The following is a 21,299-nucleotide window of genomic DNA, read 5'->3' on the forward strand; positions in this document are numbered from 1 at the left end:
AAAGATACGGATGAATATTGAGAAGAAATAAATATTCGAAATATAATAAAAATCCCTTATAAAAGTATAAGGGATTTTTATTATTAATGAGAAACTACTGTTTCTTCAAGACTTTTCGTTAATTGAACATCGACTTTCTCAGCATCATGAATGTGATTCATAATAGTAGTATTTAACTTTTGGAACATTTGTTGTGTATTAGCGAATTCACGTAATATATCATCATTACAAGATTTTTGGTTTTCGATAGCTTTAATAACATTGGTAGCACCGTTTTGTAACGTTTGAATCATAATTAAAATATTTTCGATTCTAGCGTTTGTATCGGCACTCATTTCTACACCTTCATCGACTAAATGTAAATTATCTTTTGTGTTATCGTATGCTTTTTCAATTTCTTCTTGAATTTTTTTCGTTAAGTTGCCTATGTTTTTTGTACTTTCCGCTGTACTTTCTGCTAGTTTTCTTACTTCATTAGCAACGACAGCGAATCCTTTACCGTGCTCTCCAGCACGAGCAGCTTCAATACTCGCATTTAAAGCAAGTAAATTTGTTTGTGCTGCAATGTTTTGAATGACTTCTACAATTTGCTCGATTTCTTTTGAACGTTCACTTAAATGATTCATACTGTTAGACGTACGCTGAGATTGTTCACCTAATTTGTTAATTACAATAAGTAAACGGTGAACAGATTCTTTACCTTCATTAGAACAGTCAATAATTTCTTCAATAGATTGAATTAAGCTTTGTTCTTTTTGTAACATTTCGTTATTCAATTCATTGGAATGTGTCGTGCGCGTTGAAACATTTTCGAAACATAAGTTTAATTGTTGAACTAAATTTTGAAGTGTATGGTGCTGGCTATTTACAAGTTTATGTTCTTGAACAACGCTTTGTACACGATCGTGGATAGAAGAAATAGTCTCTTGTTGTTCGATATCCTTTTGTTTTAATTCTGCTTCTAGTTCTTGTATACGACTTTCTAATTGATCAATTTTATGTTGGAGTGATTTCTTTTGAGTAAACATATATTTATTTCAACCGCCTTTAGAAGTTATATTTTCTCTATATTTGGATTTTAGCATCTTTTATAATTTTTAAATATAGGAATTGTTAAATATTTAAGAATCTATTACATTTTATGCATAATTCCCTTTTTTTTGTCATGAAAAATAAACTGTATTTAATGGTATTGTAAACAAACTGTAAAATAAATCATGTATAACTGTATAAGAAGGGAGTCGGATTATGAACTATTTTAAGCGAATCAGTAGTCTAGTATTAGCAGGAATTATAGGTCTTTCTAGTACAGTCGCTGTTAAAGCAGAGTCAAACGACGAGAAACTTAACAACATGCAACAGCAATTGCAGCAAAACGATGCAGAAATGCAAAAGAAAGAGCAAGAGAAGCAAGCTGTTAATAAAGAAATTAAAGGTATCGAAAACGAACTACATAATTTAAATAATACAATTGCAAAAAATAAAGAGGATCAAGCTGCTATTCAACGTAAAATCGATGAAACACATAAGCAGATTGAGCAAAAAAAGAATGAAATTGTCGTTTTAGAGGATAAAGTCCTTGCTCGTAAGGATATTATGAGAAAACGTATGGTTTCTGTTCAAAACAGTTCAAATACGAGTTTAGTAGTAGAAGTTGTAGTAGAGTCAAAAAACTTTGCAGATTTCTTACAACGTATGAACGCAGTTTCTACTATTCTAGAAGCTGATAAAGAAATTTTACGTCTACAAGAACAAGATCTTCGTCAAATTGAAGAAGATAAGAAAACAATTGATGAAAAAGAAGCATCTTTAGTAGTAGACAAACAAAAATTAGCAAAAGCACAAGCTGAGTTGCAAGATAACTTGAAAAAGCGTCAAGCTAACTTACAAACAGTTCAAGATAAATATAATCAGGTTGCAAGCCAACTTAATTTAGCAGCAGAAGAGAAAGCTAAAATTGAGTCAAATATGAAGGCAGTGCAAGAAACAATTGCTCGTGAGCAAGAAGCAGCAAGAATTGCAGCAGAAGAGCGTGCGAAAGCAGAAGCAGCTGCAAAGGCTGAGCAAGAAGCTTTAGCTAAGGCACAGGCGGAAGTTGCTGAAAAGAAAAAGCAAGAACAAGCTAGTAAACCAGCTAGTAAACCAGCCGAACCTGTTGCTAATAATAATTCGAAGGTAGAACCTGCACAACCTTCTAAGCCAACTGCTGGTGGAAAAGAACTTTATGTACATGCAACAGCTTATACAGCAGACCCAGCTGAAAATGGTTATGCAGCAGGTCAACAAGTATATTCTGCATGGGGAGGCTATAATTTAACTGCAAACCCAGGAATGAAATTAATTGCGGTGGATCCATCTGTTATTCCATTAGGATCTACTGTAAATGTTGAAGGCTATGGAATTGCAATTGCAGCAGATACTGGTGGCGCGATTAAAGGTCACAAAATCGATGTTTTAATGCCGGATAAAGCTTCGTCTAGTAATTGGGGCAGAAAAAATGTTAAAGTTACAATTTTAAACTAAAACGTAATCCAACTTTACAAAACGTAAAGTTGGATTTTTTGTGAAAATAATGTTAAGTTGAGTTTACATTTTGTTAAGGAAAGCATACAATGAAATTAAGAGGTGGTAAATTTGTCCATTTTAAATAGAGTGAAGGAATTAAGAGCTCGATTTAATTTTTCGCAAAGTGTATTAGCAGAAAAGGTTGGAGTAACGAGACAAACAATCGCTGCAATTGAAAAAGGTGATTATGTTCCTTCATTGTTATTAGCACTTACGATTTGTGATGTATTCGAGTTAAAGATGGAAGATGTGTTTGTTTTAAATAAGGAGGGGGAAGAGGATGAATAGACTCGTATTTTCTTATATGCTAAATGTACTTTTAATGGTATTAGCAGGTTGGGCGTTTATTGAGTTGTATTATTTTACTATTGAAGTCGCTAATTTTATTCAAACGGAGAGAGTACCATCTGAAATTTCACTGAGTTTAATGCCGCTAGTATTACTTTTAATATTTGGTATTGTATCGACTGTTCTTTATAAAATTCAAAAGAAAAAATATAAAGAGCTCTCGTATTGGATGTTTCCACTATTATTTCCTCAAGAGGATGAGCGAGAAAAGGCAATTACAGAAAAGGCTTGTCGTACTACATTTATGTCACTATGGTACGTGCTGCCTTGTGCGGTTGGTTTTTTAACTCTTTCTCCAATTGCTAATCTATATGTTCCTGCATATCCAATATATATTGCATTTAGTATTTTCTTTATTCAAATGACGATTTTTCACGTATCCTTATATCGAAATAAAATCGCTTAAAAAGAAACCTTCTTGCACGTGCGAGAAGGTTTCTTTTTAGCTTATACTTGTACATATAGCAATATTATCTTATCATTTTATATAGAGTAAGATTTTGTAAGGGAAAGGAATTGTATATGAATAAGCAAAGAATTTATAGTATAGTAGCAATCCTTCTATTTGTTGTAGGTGGTGTGTTAATCGGAAAGCCATTTTATGATGGATATCAGGCTGAAAAGAAACAGACTGAAAATGTACAGGCTGTTCAAAAAATGGATTATGAAAAACATGAGACGGAATTTGTAGATGCTTCGAAAATTGATCAACCAGACTTGGCAGAAGTAGCGACTGCATCATTAGATAAGAAACAAGTAATTGGTCGTATTTCGATCCCGAGTGTTTCATTAGAACTTCCTGTTTTAAAATCTTCTACTGAGAAAAACCTATTATCAGGTGCAGCAACAGTAAAAGAAAATCAAGTAATGGGAAAAGGGAACTATGCATTAGCAGGACATAACATGTCTAAAAAAGGTGTTTTATTTAGTGATGTAGCCTCTTTAAAAAAAGGCGACAAAATTTATTTGTATGATAATGAAAATGAATATGAATATGCGGTTACTGGTGTATCTGAAGTAACTCCTGATAAGTGGGAAGTTGTAGAGGATCATGGGAAAGATGAGATAACGCTTATTACATGTGTATCTGTGAAAGATAATTCTAAACGTTACGTTGTTGCTGGTGATTTAGTAGGAACGAAGGCGAAGAAATAAAAAAGATGAGGGGAATCCCTCATCTTTTTTTAATCCATCCATTTCACTAATCTCTTAGAAATTAGTAATAAAACACAACCTAATACAATTGCTACAGCTCCGATTACTGTAAATACTTCAGCATATCCAAGTGAAGTTGTGAAGCTTGCAAGTTGTCCGCCTAAAATGTTAGCAATTCCTGAGCTTGCTAACCATACTCCCATTAATAAAGAAGCAAGTTTTACTGGGGCAAGTGCACTAACCATTGATAGTCCAACAGGTGATAAGAATAGCTCACCTAACGTATGGAAAAGATACGTAAAGACGATAAATAGTAAGTTTGCTTTTTCTGTAATGTTATGTTCATCACTACCTGTTTTTAATGTAGCGATAACGAGAATGATATAACCGATACCAAGCAAGATCATACCAAGTCCCATTTTAGTTGGGATTTTTAAATCCCCGCGCTTGCGAGTTGCAAGTTTTGCCCATAATGCTGAAATGACTGGAGCAAGTAAAATAATAAATAATGGATTGACCGATTGGAACCAAGATGTTGGAACTTCCCATCCGAACACAGAGCGGTCTACAAATTTGTTTGTATATAATGTTAATGAGCTACCAGCTTGTTCAAAGCCAGCCCAGAAGAAGACAACGAAGCATGTTAAAATGACGATAACTGCGGTACGTTGTTTTTCTTTTTTTGTTAACGGTGTATCTCCTACTGATGGTTGTCCATCTGTTGTTTGCAAATCACGAGTTGGTTTTTTACCGATATCACCAAGGAAGCGATTTGATAATGTTGTAAATAAAATTTGTCCAATGATCATTCCAATTGAAGCGGCTAAGAAACCGTAACGGAATCCGTAATGTACAACGCCATCAACTGTTGTTTTGAATAAATTTTCTGATAAAAAACCACAAACGAGTGGAGCTAAAAATGATCCGACGTTAATACCCATATAGAAAATGGTAAATGCACTATCACGTTTTGGATCGTTCTCTTCGTATAATTCCCCAACCAGTGTAGAGATGTTCGGTTTGAAGAATCCGTTACCGATAATAATAAGCGCTAATCCGAGGTATAGGCCGGCTTGGTTTTGCATGGCAAATAGTGTAAGGTTACCAATTGCCATTGTTATACCACCAATTGTGATCGCTTTTCGTCTACCTAGGAACCGGTCTGTTAAGTATCCACCAATCATTGGTGTGAAATAACAGGCTCCAGTGTAAAATCCGTAAATGGATAGTGCCCACGCAGGACTAAACCCAAGACCACCGCTTACTAAAGCTGTCGTTAAATATAATGTTAATAATCCTCGTAATCCATAGTAACTAAATCTTTCCCACATTTCTGTAAAGAAGAGTAAGTATAAACCTGGAGGATGTTTCTTTTTTCTTTGTTGTTCTCTTTCTAGTTGTATCGCTGATTCCATGTTATTTTCCTCCTGACACAAACAAAAACAAAGTTAATAATTTTGTACATTTAATATTTTACCTTATTAACTATTATAAGTCAATAAAGGTTGATTTTTCAGAAGAAATTGGAAAAGAGGGATAGCTATAGAATGGGTGTTTCTTTTATGTTAGACTATGGACTATGTTTTCTTTGTTAGGAAGCGAATTATTGCACTTTTTTATATGTGAAATTGATTTCATAAAAGATGAAATTAAAGAAGGAGAAACAAATGAAATTGTTACAGAAAAAAGAAATTTTACTGATTAGCCTTATGTTATTCTCGATGTTCTTTGGAGCGGGGAATCTTATATTCCCACCTTTCCTTGGGTATGAAGCAGGAGAACATGTGTGGATTTCATTAATAGGATTTATTATATCAGCAACAGGTCTTCCTATATTGGGTGTTATCGCTATTGCGAAAGCGGGAAGCTTTCAAACGTTAGCGGGGAGGGTTCATTCTTCATTCGCCATTATTTTCCCATGTATCGTGTATTTATTTATTGGACCAGGTCTTGGTATACCACGTGCAGGAAGTTTAGCTTTTGAAATGGGACCAGGTCAGTTCTTCACAGAATCGGGAAGTGTAGTTTTATTATGTTACACGGTTATTTTCTTTAGTATTGTGTACTGGTTAAGTTTATCACCGTCTAAATTAATGGGGTTGTTCGGAAAAGTTTTAACACCGTTATTATTAGGGATGATTGCCCTTATTTTTATAAAGAGTATGTTTACATCAGTAGGCAGTGTGAAAGAGGCTGCTGGAAACTATGGACAAGCTCCTATGTTCCAAGGCTTTTTAGATGGATATTTAACAATGGATGCGCTAGCCGCTTTAATTTTTGGGATTGTTATTGCAAATGCTCTTCGTGCAAAAGGTGTTGAAGATGATAAAGGTTTAGCGAAATATATGAGTATTGCTGGAATTGGTGCAGGACTATTATTATCTATTATTTATGTCATACTTGGATATGTTGGTTCAATTAGCGGTTCGTTAGGTACATTTGATAATGGGGCGAACGTGTTAGCGCAAGTTATGACTACATTATTTGGACAAGGCGGAGTCGTTTTATTAGGTCTTATTTTTACGATCGCTTGTTTATGCGTTTCAATCGGGCTTGTTACATCTTGTAGTCAATTTTTCGCAAGTGCATTTCCGAAAGTAGCGTATAAAGTTTGGGCATTTATATTAAGTTTTGCTAGTATGATTTTAGCTAATTTAGGATTAACACAAATTTTAAAAGTATCAGTACCGATTCTTGGATTTATTTATCCAGTTGCATTAACACTCATTATTCTAGGGTTATTCCATAAATATATTGGAAAGTATGCATACGTATATGCAGTAGCTGTTGGGATTGTAGCGGTATTTAGTGCAATCGATATTTTCAATAAAAATGTAATGATGAATCAGTGGACGTCAATATTGAAATACATTCCGTTTTATACAGAAGGTGTTGGATGGATTGTTCCAGCTATTATAGGTGTTTGTATTGGTGTCATCGTTAGTGTTGTTCTAAATAAGAATAAATGAGTAAAAAGGTGTTTTCCTATTTCGGAAGATACCTTTCTTTTTTTAGGAAAAATAGTATTGAAAATGAATAGACTAAGAGTATGATAAAGATAATTGGTAATATATAGATTTTGAATGAATGGTGAGGGGGGAGCGTATGAAGGAGGATTTAAATAAGAAAATAGAAGCGCTCGAAACGGCAATTGAAACAATTCAAGAAGCGCTTTTTGAATTGAAAGCAAAACAAAGAGAAATAGAAGTAGAAAATGCTCAGCAACATGTTAGTAAAGAAAAGAAAGAATATATTGAAACGGTAATGGAGGAAAAGCAAAAAGAAGAAGTAGTTACAATAAAGGAGCCCGTGCAAGAACGTGAGGTAAAACAAGTAGATATATCTGCATTTAAACCAGAACCATTTAATATTATTAAGTTTTGCCAAACTTGGTTGCCACGTATATTTGTCGGCATTATGTTACTTGGAGTAATCTGGTTATTTAAAGCAGGGGTAGATGCTGGATTATTAACACCTGTAATACGAATTGTGTTTGGTATTGTCCTATCAATCGGTTTTTATTATATAGGTGATATTCAAATTAAACGAGAGCGGCAAGCGTTGGGTTTAGTATTAGCAGGAGGAAGTATTACGGGTATAGTTTTAACGACATTTGCGGCGCATTATTTATATGGATTTATTCCAGCAAGTGTTGCGTTTGTATGTAATATTGCATGGGTCATTTTAGGTATTTATGTAGCGAAGAGGTATCAATCGGAATATCTTACTATATTCGTAGCCGTAGGAGCGTTCTTCGTGCCATTCTTATTAAATAGTACGACTCCTAATCCTTATATTTTCTTTGGATATGAGACGATACTAACACTTAGCTTATTATGGTATGCGTTGAAAAATCGTTATCAGTATTTATATATGATTTCTTATGCTGTTGCTGCTATTGTCCTTTTTGTTTTCTTTGCTATTATGTCAATGTTAGTAGAGGATTTGCAAATACAGTTAACGGTTGTTTATGGTTTGATTCACTTACTATTATTTTGGCATATGTTTACGGAGAGAAGTTTTATATTAGAGCCACGCTTGGCGATATTTAGTGCGAATGCAGTTCTCTTTATATTAGCCATTTCAAAAATACCTGAATTTACAACATGGGGATTAATGATTAGTGCACTCGTGCACGCTACTATGTTTGTGTTTGAATATAGGAAGAATAGACATTCTACATTTACAAATCTTTTATTTGGTTTCGCAATGGGTGCATTTAGTTTAGCGATTTTATATGAGTATAGTTTAGTAAATGCAGCGATTGTATTATTATTGCAAGGTTTCCTCGGTATGGTGACTGCTATTAAAGTAAAACAACAGGTGAAATTGTATGTTAGTGCGACGATTTACGCGATTGGAATGATACAAACTATTTTTAGTCCGTTTGATCATTTCATTTCAGCTGGGTTTGTTGCCCATATTATTTTAATAGGTACATTTTATTACTGCATGAAACAAGCGAAAGATGTGTTAAGGAGCTTCGGAAAATATGTTTATTCTATAACGCTCTATTGGTTTATGGTTATCGTATTTATTGCAATTACTAGAGTCGGTGAAGTGCTGTCTACAGATGGAAGTATAATAAGCGTATCTGTATCGTTATTATGGATGGTATATGCATTATTTGCCGTTTGGCTTGGACGGAATAAAAATATGAATGAAATATTGTATGCCGGCTTAGTCGTGTTAGTCGTAACGATAGGGAAGCTATTCCTTCTGGACTTACCAGAAGTATCGATGATGATCAGGGCTGTGTTATTCTTAATTGTAGGAAGTATAGGTATCGTTATTTCAAGAATGTTTTTCTCGAAAGAAGAGAAGTGAGAAAAAGGCAATCCGCATGCGGATTGCCTTCTTCATTATTTCTTATCAATTATTACAGTTTCATTGTATTTCGCTGTCGTATTTTGGCGTAGACGAAGAGTTGCTTGTCCAGCAGTATTTGGATTGATTTGTACATTTACAATCTTCTCAGCAGAACCTAAGCTGTTTGTTGTGAAAGAGAATGCACTACTATATCCAAAAGCAGATGGCCAAGAACCATTTGTATTTTGAACTTTTGCTACTTGTGTACCGCCAGTAGTGAATATACCTAAAGAGTAATTAGTGTATGTTGTGTTTGGTAATAAGTTATTTACTTGGATTTTTATTTGGAACACTTCATTGTTTGGTAGAGTGCTAGGGTGTGTAACTACGTAGTCGTTTGCTGTTACAGCACTGTTATAACCGTATGAACCTGGTTTAAAAGTGTTTGTATTAAACCATTGATAACCTGCATTTGGTGCACTCCAAGGTTCAGGTTGTGGCTCAGTTGATAAGCTTGGTTGTTCAAATGTTTGTAAAGTGGTAGGTAAATCAAGTTGTAAACCATTTACTTGATCTAAACTTGTAAATGTTTCTTTATTCGATAGCCAATTTACGATATTTTCTAGTAAGATAGCATCGTTTTCTTCTTTATATCCATCGTAAGTTTTCTTTGTTTGGCCAGAATCTTCACGAACGTATTTTGGCGATGCATCTTCAACTGGAGAAGAATCACCGATAAAGGCAGCTTTTCCAAGCCCTACTTTTGCGATAGCGGCATAAGGCCCCTCTGCAACGCCACCGCCGTTATAAACACCGCTATCAACAGCATTATTCCATTTTGACGGGTTTTCTGGAAGATAAACAAGCCCTTTTGCTAGTTTTGGGTTTGTAATTGCTAGAGTAGAACCTGCATGCATTGCTACAGATGAAACACCTTTTGTAATTTCGAATGATTGTTCAGGTGACACAATATTTTTAGCTGCAACATCACCGATTGCATTGTAGCGGAAGCGAATACCGAAGTTGTCAGATAGCCAATCAGAGCTTTCTACTCCTTGCATAGCTTGTGAATTTACTTCATCACTTGACATTCCTTTTGCAGGGTTATCCCATGCACCGCGTCTATATCCATTAAATACTTCAGAAGAGTCCCAGCGATTTTTATTACGATCTGCATTATAATGGTCAGCGATAAAGAAAATACTACCGCCATTTTTCACGTATTGTAACATAGCATCTTGTTCAGATTTTTTGTAAGGAATATTTGCTTCTGGAACGATAAACACATTGTAGTCTTTTAAATCTTCGTATGTAATTGGTGTTGATTTACGTAGTTCTTTTACATGATAGCCATTTTGAGCAATACCATTTCCGAAATCAGAAAAGCCACCATCAATAACCCAATCAGCGGTTCCGGCAGTTTGACCGTGTGTATTATCGAATAATACTTTTTTCCCATTGTTTTGATTTACAACTTTTGCAGCAATTTCAGGAGCTGGGTCTACAGAGCTTTCTGCATAAGTAGACGGTATGAACGAAGTCCCTATACTTAGTGTAATTGCTGTTGCTAAAGAAAATGTAATCCATTTTTTATTCTTCATAGAAGAATCCCCCTAATAATAAATATATGTGCTTTAATAATGTAATTTATTTTTCTGTAAAAATAAAGACGGAAAACATAAAAAATATTAAAAAATTGTAAAAATAACGTGAATTTTGTTGAGAAATATTTATATAGATTTAAAAACATCCCTTCCAAGTAATAAGGAAGGGATGTTTTGTTTAACTAATTTTTGAATTAGGTGTTTCATCAATTTTATGGAAACCTTTCATGTAATACACGATAGCTAAACCAATAAGCCAAATAGGACCAACAATCAATGCAATTCTTGTATCTTCTGAATACGCCATAATACCTAATACGAGTGCAAGGAAAGCGAGTGAGAAATATGAACTGAATGGATGTAAAGGCATTTTATATGTTAGCTTGTCCTTTTTATCAGTTTGCAAACCTTTACGGAATTTAATTTGAGCGATTAAAATGATCCCCCAAGTCCAAATTGCCCCGAAAGTTGAAATACTAGTCAGCCATGTAAACACTTTTGCGGGCACAAGATAGTTTAATATAACACCAACGAGTAAAACGATAGCTGTTGCTACAATTCCTTGACTCGGAATACCGTTTTTATTTAAACGACCAAATCTTTCAGGTGCTTTCTTTTGCTGAGCTAATGTAAATAGCATACGGCCTGTACTAAATAAACCACCATTACAAGAAGAAAGAGCTGCTGTTAATACGACAAAGTTAATAATCCCTGCTGCTTTTGCGATACCGATTTGCTGGAATGTTAATACGAATGGACTTCCTTTTTCCCCAAGTTCATTCCATGGATAAATTGCCATCATAACGAATAGAGCCCCAACGTAGAACAGTAATATTCTCCAAAATACGTTATCGATTGCTTTTGCGAGTGTTTTTTTCGGATTTTGAGCTTCACCCGCTGTAACACCGATTAATTCAACGCCTAAATAAGCGAATAACACCATTTGCATGGAGAGTAGTAACCCAGAAAAACCATTTGGGAACCAGCCACCATGTGACCAAAGGTTTGAAATACCAGTAGCGATACCACCGTTTCCAAATCCGAATAAAATAATACCAGCTCCAACAATTATCATACAGATAATTGTGACAATTTTGATGAGAGCAAACCAAAATTCAAGTTCTCCAAATACTTTTACGGATAAGAAGTTGAAAGCACTCATTAATAATAGAGCGAGTAAAGCCCAAGTCCAGCGCGGGATATCTGGGAACCAGTATTGCATGTAAATGCCAGCTGCTGTAATTTCAGCCATGCAAGTAACAACCCATAAAAACCAGTAGTTCCAGCCAGTAATATAGCCAGCTAGTGGTCCAAGGTAATCAGAGGCATATTTACTAAAAGAACCGGCAACAGGTTGTTCAATTGCCATTTCTCCGAGTGCTCGCATAATGAAAAAAATAACGAGTCCGGCGATCATATAACCTAGTAGAATAGAAGGGCCAGCTAGCTTAATAGCAGAAGCGGATCCTAAAAATAGTCCAACGCCAATAGCGGAGCCGAGCGACATTAAAGTAATATGTCGTTCTTTTAAACCGCGGTTTAAAGTTTCAGATTTGTTTGTGTGCTGCATAAGAAGAATCCCCCTTGTAGAGTGAACGATATTTGAATGCGTTTGCTAAATATTTAACTATTTCAAATTATAAAACATTTCTATCTGTTATGCTACAAAAATAATCATGATGAACTGTACTACATCTAAACTTGTCAGACTTAAACTTAAAATTCGAACTATTAGCGAATATATTGACTCTTCTTTTTATTGATTGTTAAGATTAAGTATTATATTTTCTCACATACTAGTAAGAAAAGAATATGTGATAATAATTCAGATGTAGGAAGGGTACATAACCATGTTTCAATTACAAAAATATAACACTTCTGTGAAGCAAGAGCTTTTAGCTGGCATCACAACTTTTTTTACATTTGCGTATATTCTTGTCATCAATCCGAAAATATTATCTGATGCAGGTGTACCATTTGATCAAGCTTTTACAGCAACTATTATTGCGACGGTTGTAGGAACGCTATGTATGGCGTTTTTAGCTAACTATCCAATTGTTATTGCTCCAGCTATGGGAATGAATGCGTATTTTGCTTATTCTGTTGTTCAACAGGCAGAGGGGATTACATATGTCATTGCGTTTTCAGCAGTATTTGTAACAGGTATCATTTTTCTTTTATTATCTTTCACTTCATTTAGGCAAAAGCTAATTGTCGCAATTCCTGATAGTTTAAAACATGCAATTGCAGGTGGAATTGGACTATTTATTGCTTTTATTGGATTACGCCTTTCTGGAATTATCGTTGATCATCCATCTAATTTAGTTACGATTGGTGATTTTCATTCTCCAGCCGTTATTTTAACTTTAATTGGTTTAATATTAGCGGCGGTATTAATGGCATTACGTGTGAGCGGTGCATTATTTATTAGTATGATTGTGACAGGAGTTATCGCCTTCTTTACAGGGCAACTGAAGTTTACGGATAAAATTGTTGCGATGCCTCATTTACCAGAGGGAATTATCGTTTCAAACCCAATCAATGCCTTTTCAGATGTAATTGAATACGGATTATATGGTGTTGTATTTTCATTTTTACTTGTACTGTTATTTGATACAACAGGTGCATTACTTGGTTTAATTAAACAAGCGGGTTTAATTACAGATAATACAGAGAAACGTTTTGGTAAAGCGTTTATTGCAGATGCAATTGGTGGGACTACAGGTTCTATCTTTGGAACAAGCCCAACAGCAGCGACGATTGAATCATCAGCTGGTATTGCTGCAGGTGGTAAAACAGGATTAACGGGTATTGTAGTTGTCGGTCTAACGATTATAACGGCATTCTTCAGCCCTGTGATTGCTTCTTTATCAAGTGTAGCCGCTATTACAGCTCCTTCATTAATTATTGTAGGTAGTCTAATGGCGCAAAGTCTTCGTGATATTAATTGGAATGAATTTGAAGATGCATTACCAGCATTTTTAATTTTTATCGGTATTCCGTTAACGTCTAGCATTGCGAATGGAATTGCAATTGGATTTTTAGTGTATCCAGTCTTAAAAATTGTGAAAGGGAAAGGGATGGAAGTACATCCGTTACTATACTTATTTACAATTTTATTTGGATGTCATTTATTCTTATAATATAGATATAGAAGAGGGAGCTTCTTATGGGAGGCTCTTTTTTTGTGTATAATAAAGTAAAAATCAAACGATTTTAGTAAAATATAAATTACCTAATGGAATATATATGTTACAATAAAGGCAGAGGAGGAACATGAATGGCTGTAAGTAAAATAAAAGTCGCGCGTGTTCAGTTAGATTTAACACAGCAACAATTAGCAGAAAAAGTAGGCGTTACAAGGCAAACGATTAGTTTAATTGAGAAGGGGAAATACAACCCGTCTTTAGATTTATGTTTGAAAATTTGTTATGCGGTAGACAAAACATTGAATGATTTATTTTGGGAGGAAGAGGAGTGAGGATTGTGAAAGATGAACGTTTAATGATTGAGGGGCTAAAACATATTAGACTCGTTTTCATCTTACAAAATATCGTCATACTAGGTATCGTTTTTTATCGCTACGTTTTGCAAGGTGCAGGATATGAAAGTGTTTCGGATTTATTAATGGTATTTATGGGCGGGATCGTAGTCATTAACTTCTTAAATTTAAAACATTCTGTAGAGGCATATGAGCATACAGGTGGAGTATCACGCAGCTATTTTATGAAATTATTATTTATTCCAGTAGGTATTGTTATTGGAATTTTAGCTATTTGTATTATTGTAACACCAGATATTGCTATAAAGGAAATTAGTATGACAGGACTTATTATGTTTGCTTGTTTTTTAGTTCCTAGTTTGTTTATATACATATATATGAGAAAAATAAAAAGTGAAGATTGAAATATAAGAAAAGCTTTCTCATATTGCGGAAAGCTTTTCTTATATTCTTTTATACAGTACTTTATGAAGGCCAATCGGTTCAATTTCAAAGATTTCACCATGTTCCTGAAAGCCTAAGCGCTTGTAATAGTCAGCTACAGTAATTCGGCCATTACACCATAATATATTTGCTTTACGTTCTTGCAAGACTTGCTCCGCCTTCTGAATTAAGGAACTTCCAGCACGTTTGTTTCGAAATTCAGGTAATGTGGCCATTCCTCGTAGACGATAATGAACACCTGCTAGTAAGTCAGGGTATATCTCTTTTGAGAAGGAAGCGATACTAATTAGTTCATCGTTTATAAATGCGCCTAAGTGAAAGGTGTCTGTTTCATAGTCGGAAGAGTATTTACAATCTGCTAATGTTTGATTCGGGCGTAAAATTTTTTGACGTAATACGTAAGTTTCAGATCCCTCAATATTTTTCACGGTAATCATATTAACATCCTTTCTTATAAGGCGTTTTCTGTTAGTTGTATAAAGAAATAGGCAGGTGCGGCGAAAAGTCCGAGTATGCTAGCAATTCCGAGAAGGAGTGAAAGTAAGAGGCAAGAGTATTTTATTCCATTCGATTTTTTCCATCCGTAACTACAAATTTCAATGCTAACACCGATGAGAATAATGGCAACGAGTATTTCCGCCAATAATAAAAGAGCTAAAGTTACAATAGACATAATGTGATCCATCCTCATAATATGTGATAGTAACATTTTACCATATGGAATGGAAAAAAATGCCCCTCAATTATGTAAGGGGCATTTTTTATTCTAATATGTTTTTCAACGTATCAATATGTTCTTTTGAACCTGTGACAAGCAATGTATCACCATGTTGTAGTCTCGTATCACCATGCGGGATTAATGCTTTATTACCGCGGTAAATTTGAATGACGAGTACATCCCCTAAAAACGGAAGGCGACGTAGTGCAACACCGTTATATGTATTGCTACGTAGTTCAACTTCACGAACTGTTTCATTTGCTGTTGTAATTAAGCGAACGAGACTCGGTTTATCAATTAGTGCACGTAACAGAATACGTGTAGAGTTAATTGTTGAGAATACGGCGATATGTTCTTGCGTTGCTTTTTCTTGTAGAAGTGGATCTTCTACACTTGCAATAACATGTTCAACACCTAGATCTTTTGCGTGTTCCGCCAATAATAAGTTTTGTTCATCATCACTTGTTGCAACAACAACGCGGTCTGCGTTAAATGCTGTTTGTCCAGTTAATGAAGCGATTGTGATGTCATCTAATTTTACGATAGGGAAGTCATGTGATTTCGCTTCCTCATCATTTATTTTATTTTGACGCATCATATAAAGTGTTACGTCATAATCTTCTCGTTTTAAATCAAGTGATAACGGAAGGGTAATTCTGCTCGCACCAATAATAGAAACTTTTGGTTTTGGTGTTTCTACTTTTGGGAACATCTTTTTAAATAATATAGGTGCAAAAATACAAGTAATAACTGCGCTTAAAATAAGGGAAGCAGATAAACTCGGACTGATGATTCCTAGTTTTTCACCAATTTGTGCAGCTGCAATAACTAAAGAAAGTGTCGATGTTAATAAGATGGCACTTCCTAGTACGATATTACGTGGATACCATTTTCGTAAGACGAGTGATGGTAACAGTTTTGAGATAAAGAGTCCTACAATTAAAATTGGGATCATTAGCATGCTAGAAGGTTCTTTAAAAATAGACCAAACTTCTAGATTCACACCAACCATTACGAAGAAAATAGGGATGAAGAAACCGTAGCCGATGGAATCCAGTTTTTCAATCATATCTTCATTTGGTGATAATAACGATACGAGTACCCCTGCTAAGAAGGCACCTAAAATATTTTCAGCTCCAACAGATTCAGATAACCCAACTAATATTAAGATGAGTGCAAAAACAGCTCGTGTATCAATTTGTACACTACCAGCTTTTAAGCTATCTAAGTATGGAATGTTTTTAAAGCGTTTTGCAATGAAGTAAATAACAATACCAGCGCCGAATAGAAGAAGAAGGAGCCACATGCTTTGGCCGCTTTCGGAATTTAATCCGACGAATACAGCGAGTAAAATCATTGTAACTAAATCTGCAATAACAGCGACTAATAAAATGATTTGTCCGATTGCCGTTTTTCCTAAGTTATTTTCTTTTAATGTTGGTACAACAACACCTAAAGAAATAGTTGAAATAATTAAAGTCATAAACATTGCATTATCCACGAATCCTAGCCATACGAACAGTAATGATAGGGCATAAGATAAGATGAAAATAAATAAGAAGATAATGCTTGCTGCTTGGAATGTGTTTGGTTCGTTTGTCGTATTCTTTTTCCCTTTTTGTTTAAAGATAGAAAAATCAATTTCTAAACCGCTTAAGAACATTAAGAAGATAAATCCTAGTGTCGATAAGACTTGAAGCCACATATCTGGCTCAATAATATTAAACCCACTTTTACCTACAAAGATTCCTGCGATGATTTCTGCAACAACGACAGGAAGTGCTTTTAATTTAAAGCGTTGTAACAAAAGGGGAACGAAAAACGCGATTGCAACGACAACCATAAGTGATAGAACAGAAGTATGATGTTCCATTGCGTTCTCTCCCTTCAAATAAATATAGTACCTATTTAGCCATATAATAGGTAGAAAAGCAACGCATATGGATTCGATTTCATAAAGAAAGAGTTTTCTTAAGATTTGTCATAATAAGTATATTTTTCATGATTCTGTTGTTAATTTCGTAATGTGGATGTAATAGGGGAGGGGATAAAGTGAAGGCTTTTACGGGCAGTTGATCCCCCTGGGGTCTTACTGCTCGTTAATGAGGGATAAAAAAAAGACTGCTGAGGAATCTCAGCAGTCTTTTTCATGTACATTACATTGAGAAGAAGATCCATACAGTTAAACCAACTGTTGCAGTTGCAACGAAGAAACTGTATATCATTGTAAGGATTTGAACTCTTCCTTCTCCTTCTTTTAAATGCATGAACATAATTAATTGTAACAACGCTTGCGCAACAGCCATTACGATAATAGTTGTTAAGATCGTTGAAAGTGGCAAGTTTGTATAAAGTGCCACGTATAACGCTAGAAACGTTAGTGCAAGCGATAAAATAAATCCGAAAACGTGTGACCAAGGGAATCCGCTATGCGCATGCCCGTTTGCTTGGTTGTTATTTTGATCCATTTACGCCACCATCCCGTTCAAGTAAACTAGTGTGTAAATAAATACCCAAACTAGATCAAGGAAATGCCAATATAAGCTGATAATGAATACTTTACGCGCTGTAACTGGTGTTAAACCTCGTTTTAAAATTTGGATAATAACACAAGTTGCCCAAATGATACCGCCTGTTACGTGGGCACCATGTGTTCCAAGAAGAACGAAGAATGCAGATAGGAAAGCACTTGTTTGAATTGTTGCGCCTTCACCGATGTACATAATGAACTCTTCGATTTCAAAGAATAGGAAACCTGCACCTAAAAGTAATGTAAGGATGAACCATCCAAGCATTGCTTTTTGGTTGTGCTTACGCATTTCGTGAATTACGATACCACATGTGAAACTACTTGTTAAAAGTAGTAATGTTTGAATTAAAAGCGTTTTAAGTTCAAACAGTTGCGCTGGGGTTGGGCCATCTGCCGTACGACCAGCAAGTACTAGATAAGAGGCGAAAAGTGTTGCGAACAGCATAATTTCAGCCCCAAGAAAAATCCAAAATCCTAGGATATTCAATCTGCTTTGCTCGGATTGATATTCCAAAGGTAAGCTTTTATCTAAAGCCGCCATATCATTTCACCTCTCATGCTATATGTTCTGTTTCTTTAATTTCATCAACGCTTACGTAGTAGCCATCATCATAATCGAACGAACGATAGATTAAGCAAGCTAAAATACCAACGCCGCCGATTGCTGCAAGCCAGAACCAGCTAAATACTAATGCGAAACCTGCAAGACCGAAGAATAAAGACGCAATAATAGGCACACCAGAGTTACTTGGCATGTGAATTGGTTTTAAATCTTCTGCTGCTGGTGTAACTGTTTCTCCGCGTTTTTTCATGTACCAGAAAGCATCAGCTTCTTTGATTTCAGGAAGTTTCGCGAAGTTGTAATGTTGTACAGGAGATTGAGTTGCCCATTCAAGTGTACGGCCATCCCATGGATCTCCAGTTGTGTCACGTTCACCGTGACGAGCACTCCAAATTACGTTGTAACAAAGAATTAGGAAACCAATACCCATCATTACCGCACCAACAGATGCGATTTGGTTTAGCCATCCCCATCCAAGACTTTCAGAGTAAGTGTACATACGACGAGTCATACCGTCTAAACCTAAGAAGTACATTGGGAAGAAACAGATATTGAATCCGCTCATAAAGATCCAGAATGTCCATTTACCTAGGCGTTCGTTTAACATATGACCAGTCATTTTTGGATACCAGAATGTGAATCCAGCAAGCATAGCGAATACTGTACCTGCGATTAATACGTAGTGGAAGTGAGCAATTAGGAAGTAGCTGTTATGGTACTGATAATCAGCTGCTGCCATACCAAGCATAACCCCTGTAACCCCACCGACTACGAAGTTTGGAATAAATGCCAATGACCAAAGCATTGGAACTGTAAAACGAATACGTCCTTTATACAGTGTAAACAACCAGTTAAAGATCTTAACCCCGGTTGGAATCGAAATCGCCATTGTCGAAATCGAGAAGAATGAGTTAACCGCTGGACCTGCACCCATCGTGAAGAAGTGATGAAGCCATACGACGAAACTTAGTAAAGAAATTGCAACCATTGAGTATACCATCGCACTGTAACCGAATAGACGTTTACGTGAGAATGTACTAATGATTTCAGAGAAAATACCGAATGCCGGTAAAATAACGATATATACTTCAGGGTGACCCCATACCCAGAATAGGTTGGCCCATAACATTGGCATACCGCCGCTCGCCATCGTAAAGAAGTGAGCATCGAATAGACGGTCAAATGTCATTAATGCAAGAGCAACTGTTAATACTGGGAAAGCGAAAATAATGATAACTGTTGTAATTAAGATTGACCAAGTAAACATTGGCATTCTCATTAAAGTCATACCAGGTGTACGCATTTTTAAGATAGTAACAAGGAAGTTAATACCGGTCATTAGCGTACCGAGACCTGAAATCTGTAATGCAATTGCGTAGTAGTTATTTCCTACACCAGAAGTAAACTCTGTACCTGCCATTGGGAAGTAAGAAGTCCACCCAGCGTCTGGAGAACCACCGATTACGAAAGCGATGTTAAATAACATTGCTCCGACGAAGAATAACCAGAAACTTAAAGCATTTAAGAACGGATATGCAACGTCACGAGCACCAATTTGTAATGGTACTACAAGGTTCATTAATCCCATAACGAATGGCATCGCCATGAAAAGAATCATAACTGTACCGTGTGTTGTGAAGATTCCGTTATAGTGTTCAGCATTTAAATAAGTTGTTTCTGGGAATGTTAACTGTGCACGGATCATTAAACCGTCCATACCACCACGGAATAACATGATAACCGCAGAGATAATATACATGGCCCCAATCTTTTTATGGTCAACAGTTGTTAACCATTCGTCCCAAAGCCATTTCCATTTTTTATACTTTGTTAGTACGAAAATGATTGCTAATGTCACAAGAACGATAGAAGCGTCTGCACCGTAAATAATCGGGTCACCTGTGACAAAGAATTCATCAAGCTTCACTGTGTTCACTCCAATCTGTTGGAATAATAGCTATTATTTTTTGTTTTTGTAGTAGTTGTAATCACAATATTCAAGTGATTTTGGATCTACATAACTTAAGTGGTGACTAGAGAATGTCATACGACCAACTACACCAGGTTTAACAATTTCGTTGTACTTATCTTCTGTTAGTTTAGGAGCAGTTTGTTGTACTTCTTTAACCCACTTGTCATATTTCTCTTTAGTTTTTGCTTCAACTTCGAACTCCATATGTGTGAATCCTTCACCAGAGAAGTTCGCACTACGGCCTAGGTAAGAACCAGGCTTATCAGCTTGTAAATAAAGATCCATAATCATGCCATCCATAGTGTACTTCATACCACCAAGTTCTGGTACCCAGAAAGCATTCATTGGACCGACAGAAGTCAGTTTGAATTGAATTGGTACACCAGCTGGGATGTTTAAATAGTTAACGGTTTCAATTTTTTCCTCTGGGTAACTGAATAACCATTTCCAGTTTGCAGATGTAACATAAATCTCAACTGGTTTAATATGTTTGGACTCTGCCGGAACCTCTTCCGAAGCATACGTTGCTTTTACTGTTGGAATCGATAATGCGATAACGATAATAACAGGAACAAGCGTCCAAATAATTTCTAATAATGTGTTACCGTGTTGTTCAGGTGGCTCGTAGTCCATATTCTCTGGTTTTTCACGATAACGAATCAAGATGACTGTAAACAAGATGAATACAATTGCGATAATTAATGACATAAGCAAGAATGACCAAACAATTAAATCATACTGTGCTTTTGCAACAGGTCCTTGCGGATTTAATACTGCGAGTTTCTTATCACAGCCGCCGAGGAACAGAAGTAATGATAACGGAAGAAGCGAAGCCAGCTTCCAAAACGTTTTCTTTAGTTGCACGATTGAAAATCTCCTTTCTCCTTGGATTGAAACTATGCCAATAAAACAATATAAACCTATTAATTTATAGATGGCAATAGTTTTTGTGATATTGTTAAAAAATAGACACAAATGCACACTTTTTAAGGTGAATATCATTTGTAACTTGATAACATTGTAAACTATTTTCCAGTGAAAAACGTGATTGTGGAAATTTTAAGATAAATAAAGTTATACCAAGATATCC

At 35.6% G+C, this 21,299-nt stretch carries 20 protein-coding genes; 9 read left to right on the forward strand and 11 right to left on the reverse strand.

The features are described 5' to 3' along the window. Window positions 1-83: 83 nt before the first annotated feature. The gene (locus CER22_RS14360; protein ID WP_087983311.1) at window positions 84-1,028 is read right to left on the reverse strand and encodes a methyl-accepting chemotaxis protein; all 945 of its coding nucleotides are present in this window, start codon (window positions 1,026-1,028) and stop codon (window positions 84-86) included. 220 nt (window positions 1,029-1,248) lie between these two features. Between CER22_RS14360 and CER22_RS14365 the strand changes: the two genes are divergently transcribed. The 4 genes from CER22_RS14365 (at window position 1,249) to CER22_RS14380 (ending at window position 4,068) form a co-directional block, all read left to right on the forward strand. Further along, window positions 1,249-2,523 carry a 3D domain-containing protein gene (locus tag CER22_RS14365; RefSeq protein ID WP_088608988.1) on the forward strand — a complete coding sequence of 425 codons (1,275 nt, stop codon included), beginning with the start codon at window positions 1,249-1,251 and terminating at the stop codon, window positions 2,521-2,523. 111 nt (window positions 2,524-2,634) lie between these two features. Next, window positions 2,635-2,853 (forward strand): helix-turn-helix transcriptional regulator, encoded by a 219-nt coding sequence (locus tag CER22_RS14370; protein ID WP_141542835.1) that lies wholly within the window; start codon window positions 2,635-2,637, stop codon window positions 2,851-2,853. After that, window positions 2,846-3,319, forward strand: a complete 474-nt coding sequence (locus tag CER22_RS14375) for a DUF2178 domain-containing protein (protein WP_088061909.1) — start codon at window positions 2,846-2,848, stop codon at window positions 3,317-3,319. The genes CER22_RS14370 and CER22_RS14375 overlap by 8 nt, the downstream gene beginning before the upstream one ends. A gap of 116 nt (window positions 3,320-3,435) precedes the next feature. Beyond that, window positions 3,436-4,068: a class A sortase gene (locus tag CER22_RS14380; RefSeq protein WP_088061911.1), complete on the forward strand. Its 633-nt coding sequence runs from the start codon at window positions 3,436-3,438 to the stop codon at window positions 4,066-4,068. Window positions 4,069-4,097: 29 nt separating this feature from the next. Here the strand turns inward: CER22_RS14380 and CER22_RS14385 are convergent, their stop codons facing one another. Continuing rightward, window positions 4,098-5,483, reverse strand: a complete 1,386-nt coding sequence (locus tag CER22_RS14385; RefSeq protein ID WP_088061913.1) for a peptide MFS transporter — start codon at window positions 5,481-5,483, stop codon at window positions 4,098-4,100. 252 nt (window positions 5,484-5,735) lie between these two features. Between CER22_RS14385 and brnQ1 the strand changes: the two genes are divergently transcribed. Together brnQ1 and CER22_RS14395 are read left to right on the forward strand one after the other, a co-directional pair. Beyond that, entirely contained in the window at window positions 5,736-7,037 is a 1,302-nt protein-coding gene (brnQ1, locus tag CER22_RS14390) for a branched-chain amino acid transport system II carrier protein BrnQ1 (RefSeq protein WP_088608989.1), read from the forward strand. Window positions 7,038-7,173: 136 nt separating this feature from the next. Next, a complete protein-coding gene (locus CER22_RS14395) occupies window positions 7,174-8,895 on the forward strand; it encodes a DUF2339 domain-containing protein (RefSeq protein WP_088061917.1) in 1,722 nt (573 codons plus the stop codon). A gap of 35 nt (window positions 8,896-8,930) precedes the next feature. On the opposite strand, the gene CER22_RS14400 is transcribed toward CER22_RS14395, so the two are convergent. Further along, complete coding sequence (locus CER22_RS14400; protein WP_088608990.1) at window positions 8,931-10,478, reverse strand: DNA-binding protein; 1,548 nt, start codon at window positions 10,476-10,478, stop codon at window positions 8,931-8,933. A 181-nt stretch (window positions 10,479-10,659) separates the two neighbouring features. Further along, complete coding sequence (locus CER22_RS14405; protein WP_087983295.1) at window positions 10,660-12,051, reverse strand: amino acid permease; 1,392 nt, start codon at window positions 12,049-12,051, stop codon at window positions 10,660-10,662. A 280-nt stretch (window positions 12,052-12,331) separates the two neighbouring features. Between CER22_RS14405 and CER22_RS14410 the strand changes: the two genes are divergently transcribed. The 3 genes from CER22_RS14410 (at window position 12,332) to CER22_RS14420 (ending at window position 14,387) form a co-directional block, all read left to right on the forward strand. Then, the gene (locus CER22_RS14410) at window positions 12,332-13,624 is read left to right on the forward strand and encodes an NCS2 family permease (protein WP_087983292.1); all 1,293 of its coding nucleotides are present in this window, start codon (window positions 12,332-12,334) and stop codon (window positions 13,622-13,624) included. A 137-nt stretch (window positions 13,625-13,761) separates the two neighbouring features. Then, window positions 13,762-13,962 (forward strand): helix-turn-helix transcriptional regulator, encoded by a 201-nt coding sequence (locus CER22_RS14415; RefSeq protein ID WP_000301181.1) that lies wholly within the window; start codon window positions 13,762-13,764, stop codon window positions 13,960-13,962. Further along, window positions 13,959-14,387, forward strand: a complete 429-nt coding sequence (locus tag CER22_RS14420; protein ID WP_088608991.1) for a hypothetical protein — start codon at window positions 13,959-13,961, stop codon at window positions 14,385-14,387. Before CER22_RS14415 ends, CER22_RS14420 begins: the two co-directional genes overlap by 4 nt. Before the next feature lie 39 nt (window positions 14,388-14,426). Here the strand turns inward: CER22_RS14420 and CER22_RS14425 are convergent, their stop codons facing one another. From CER22_RS14425 to CER22_RS14460, 7 genes are all read right to left on the reverse strand, one after another. Continuing rightward, complete coding sequence (locus tag CER22_RS14425; RefSeq protein WP_000633772.1) at window positions 14,427-14,864, reverse strand: GNAT family N-acetyltransferase; 438 nt, start codon at window positions 14,862-14,864, stop codon at window positions 14,427-14,429. Window positions 14,865-14,878: 14 nt separating this feature from the next. Then, on the reverse strand, window positions 14,879-15,136 hold the full coding sequence (locus tag CER22_RS14430; protein ID WP_141542836.1) for a DUF4022 family protein: 258 nt from the start codon (window positions 15,134-15,136) through the stop codon (window positions 14,879-14,881). 52 nt (window positions 15,137-15,188) lie between these two features. After that, on the reverse strand, window positions 15,189-17,018 hold the full coding sequence (locus CER22_RS14435; RefSeq protein WP_088608992.1) for a monovalent cation:proton antiporter family protein: 1,830 nt from the start codon (window positions 17,016-17,018) through the stop codon (window positions 15,189-15,191). Window positions 17,019-17,301: 283 nt separating this feature from the next. Then, window positions 17,302-17,613, reverse strand: a complete 312-nt coding sequence (gene qoxD, locus CER22_RS14445; protein ID WP_000372611.1) for a cytochrome aa3 quinol oxidase subunit IV — start codon at window positions 17,611-17,613, stop codon at window positions 17,302-17,304. Further along, window positions 17,614-18,216, reverse strand: coding sequence for a cytochrome aa3 quinol oxidase subunit III (qoxC, locus tag CER22_RS14450; RefSeq protein WP_000729314.1), 603 nt, complete (start codon window positions 18,214-18,216; stop codon window positions 17,614-17,616). Between the two features lie 13 nt (window positions 18,217-18,229). Then, window positions 18,230-20,164: a cytochrome aa3 quinol oxidase subunit I gene (qoxB, locus tag CER22_RS14455; RefSeq protein WP_048562936.1), complete on the reverse strand. Its 1,935-nt coding sequence runs from the start codon at window positions 20,162-20,164 to the stop codon at window positions 18,230-18,232. A gap of 33 nt (window positions 20,165-20,197) precedes the next feature. Next, the gene (locus CER22_RS14460; protein ID WP_046957295.1) at window positions 20,198-21,073 is read right to left on the reverse strand and encodes a cytochrome aa3 quinol oxidase subunit II; all 876 of its coding nucleotides are present in this window, start codon (window positions 21,071-21,073) and stop codon (window positions 20,198-20,200) included. Window positions 21,074-21,299: the final 226 nt, after the last annotated feature.

Origin of the sequence: Bacillus sp. K2I17 (assembly GCF_002209985.1) — a bacterium.
Classification (GTDB): Bacteria; Bacillota; Bacilli; order Bacillales; family Bacillaceae_G; genus Bacillus_A; species Bacillus_A wiedmannii.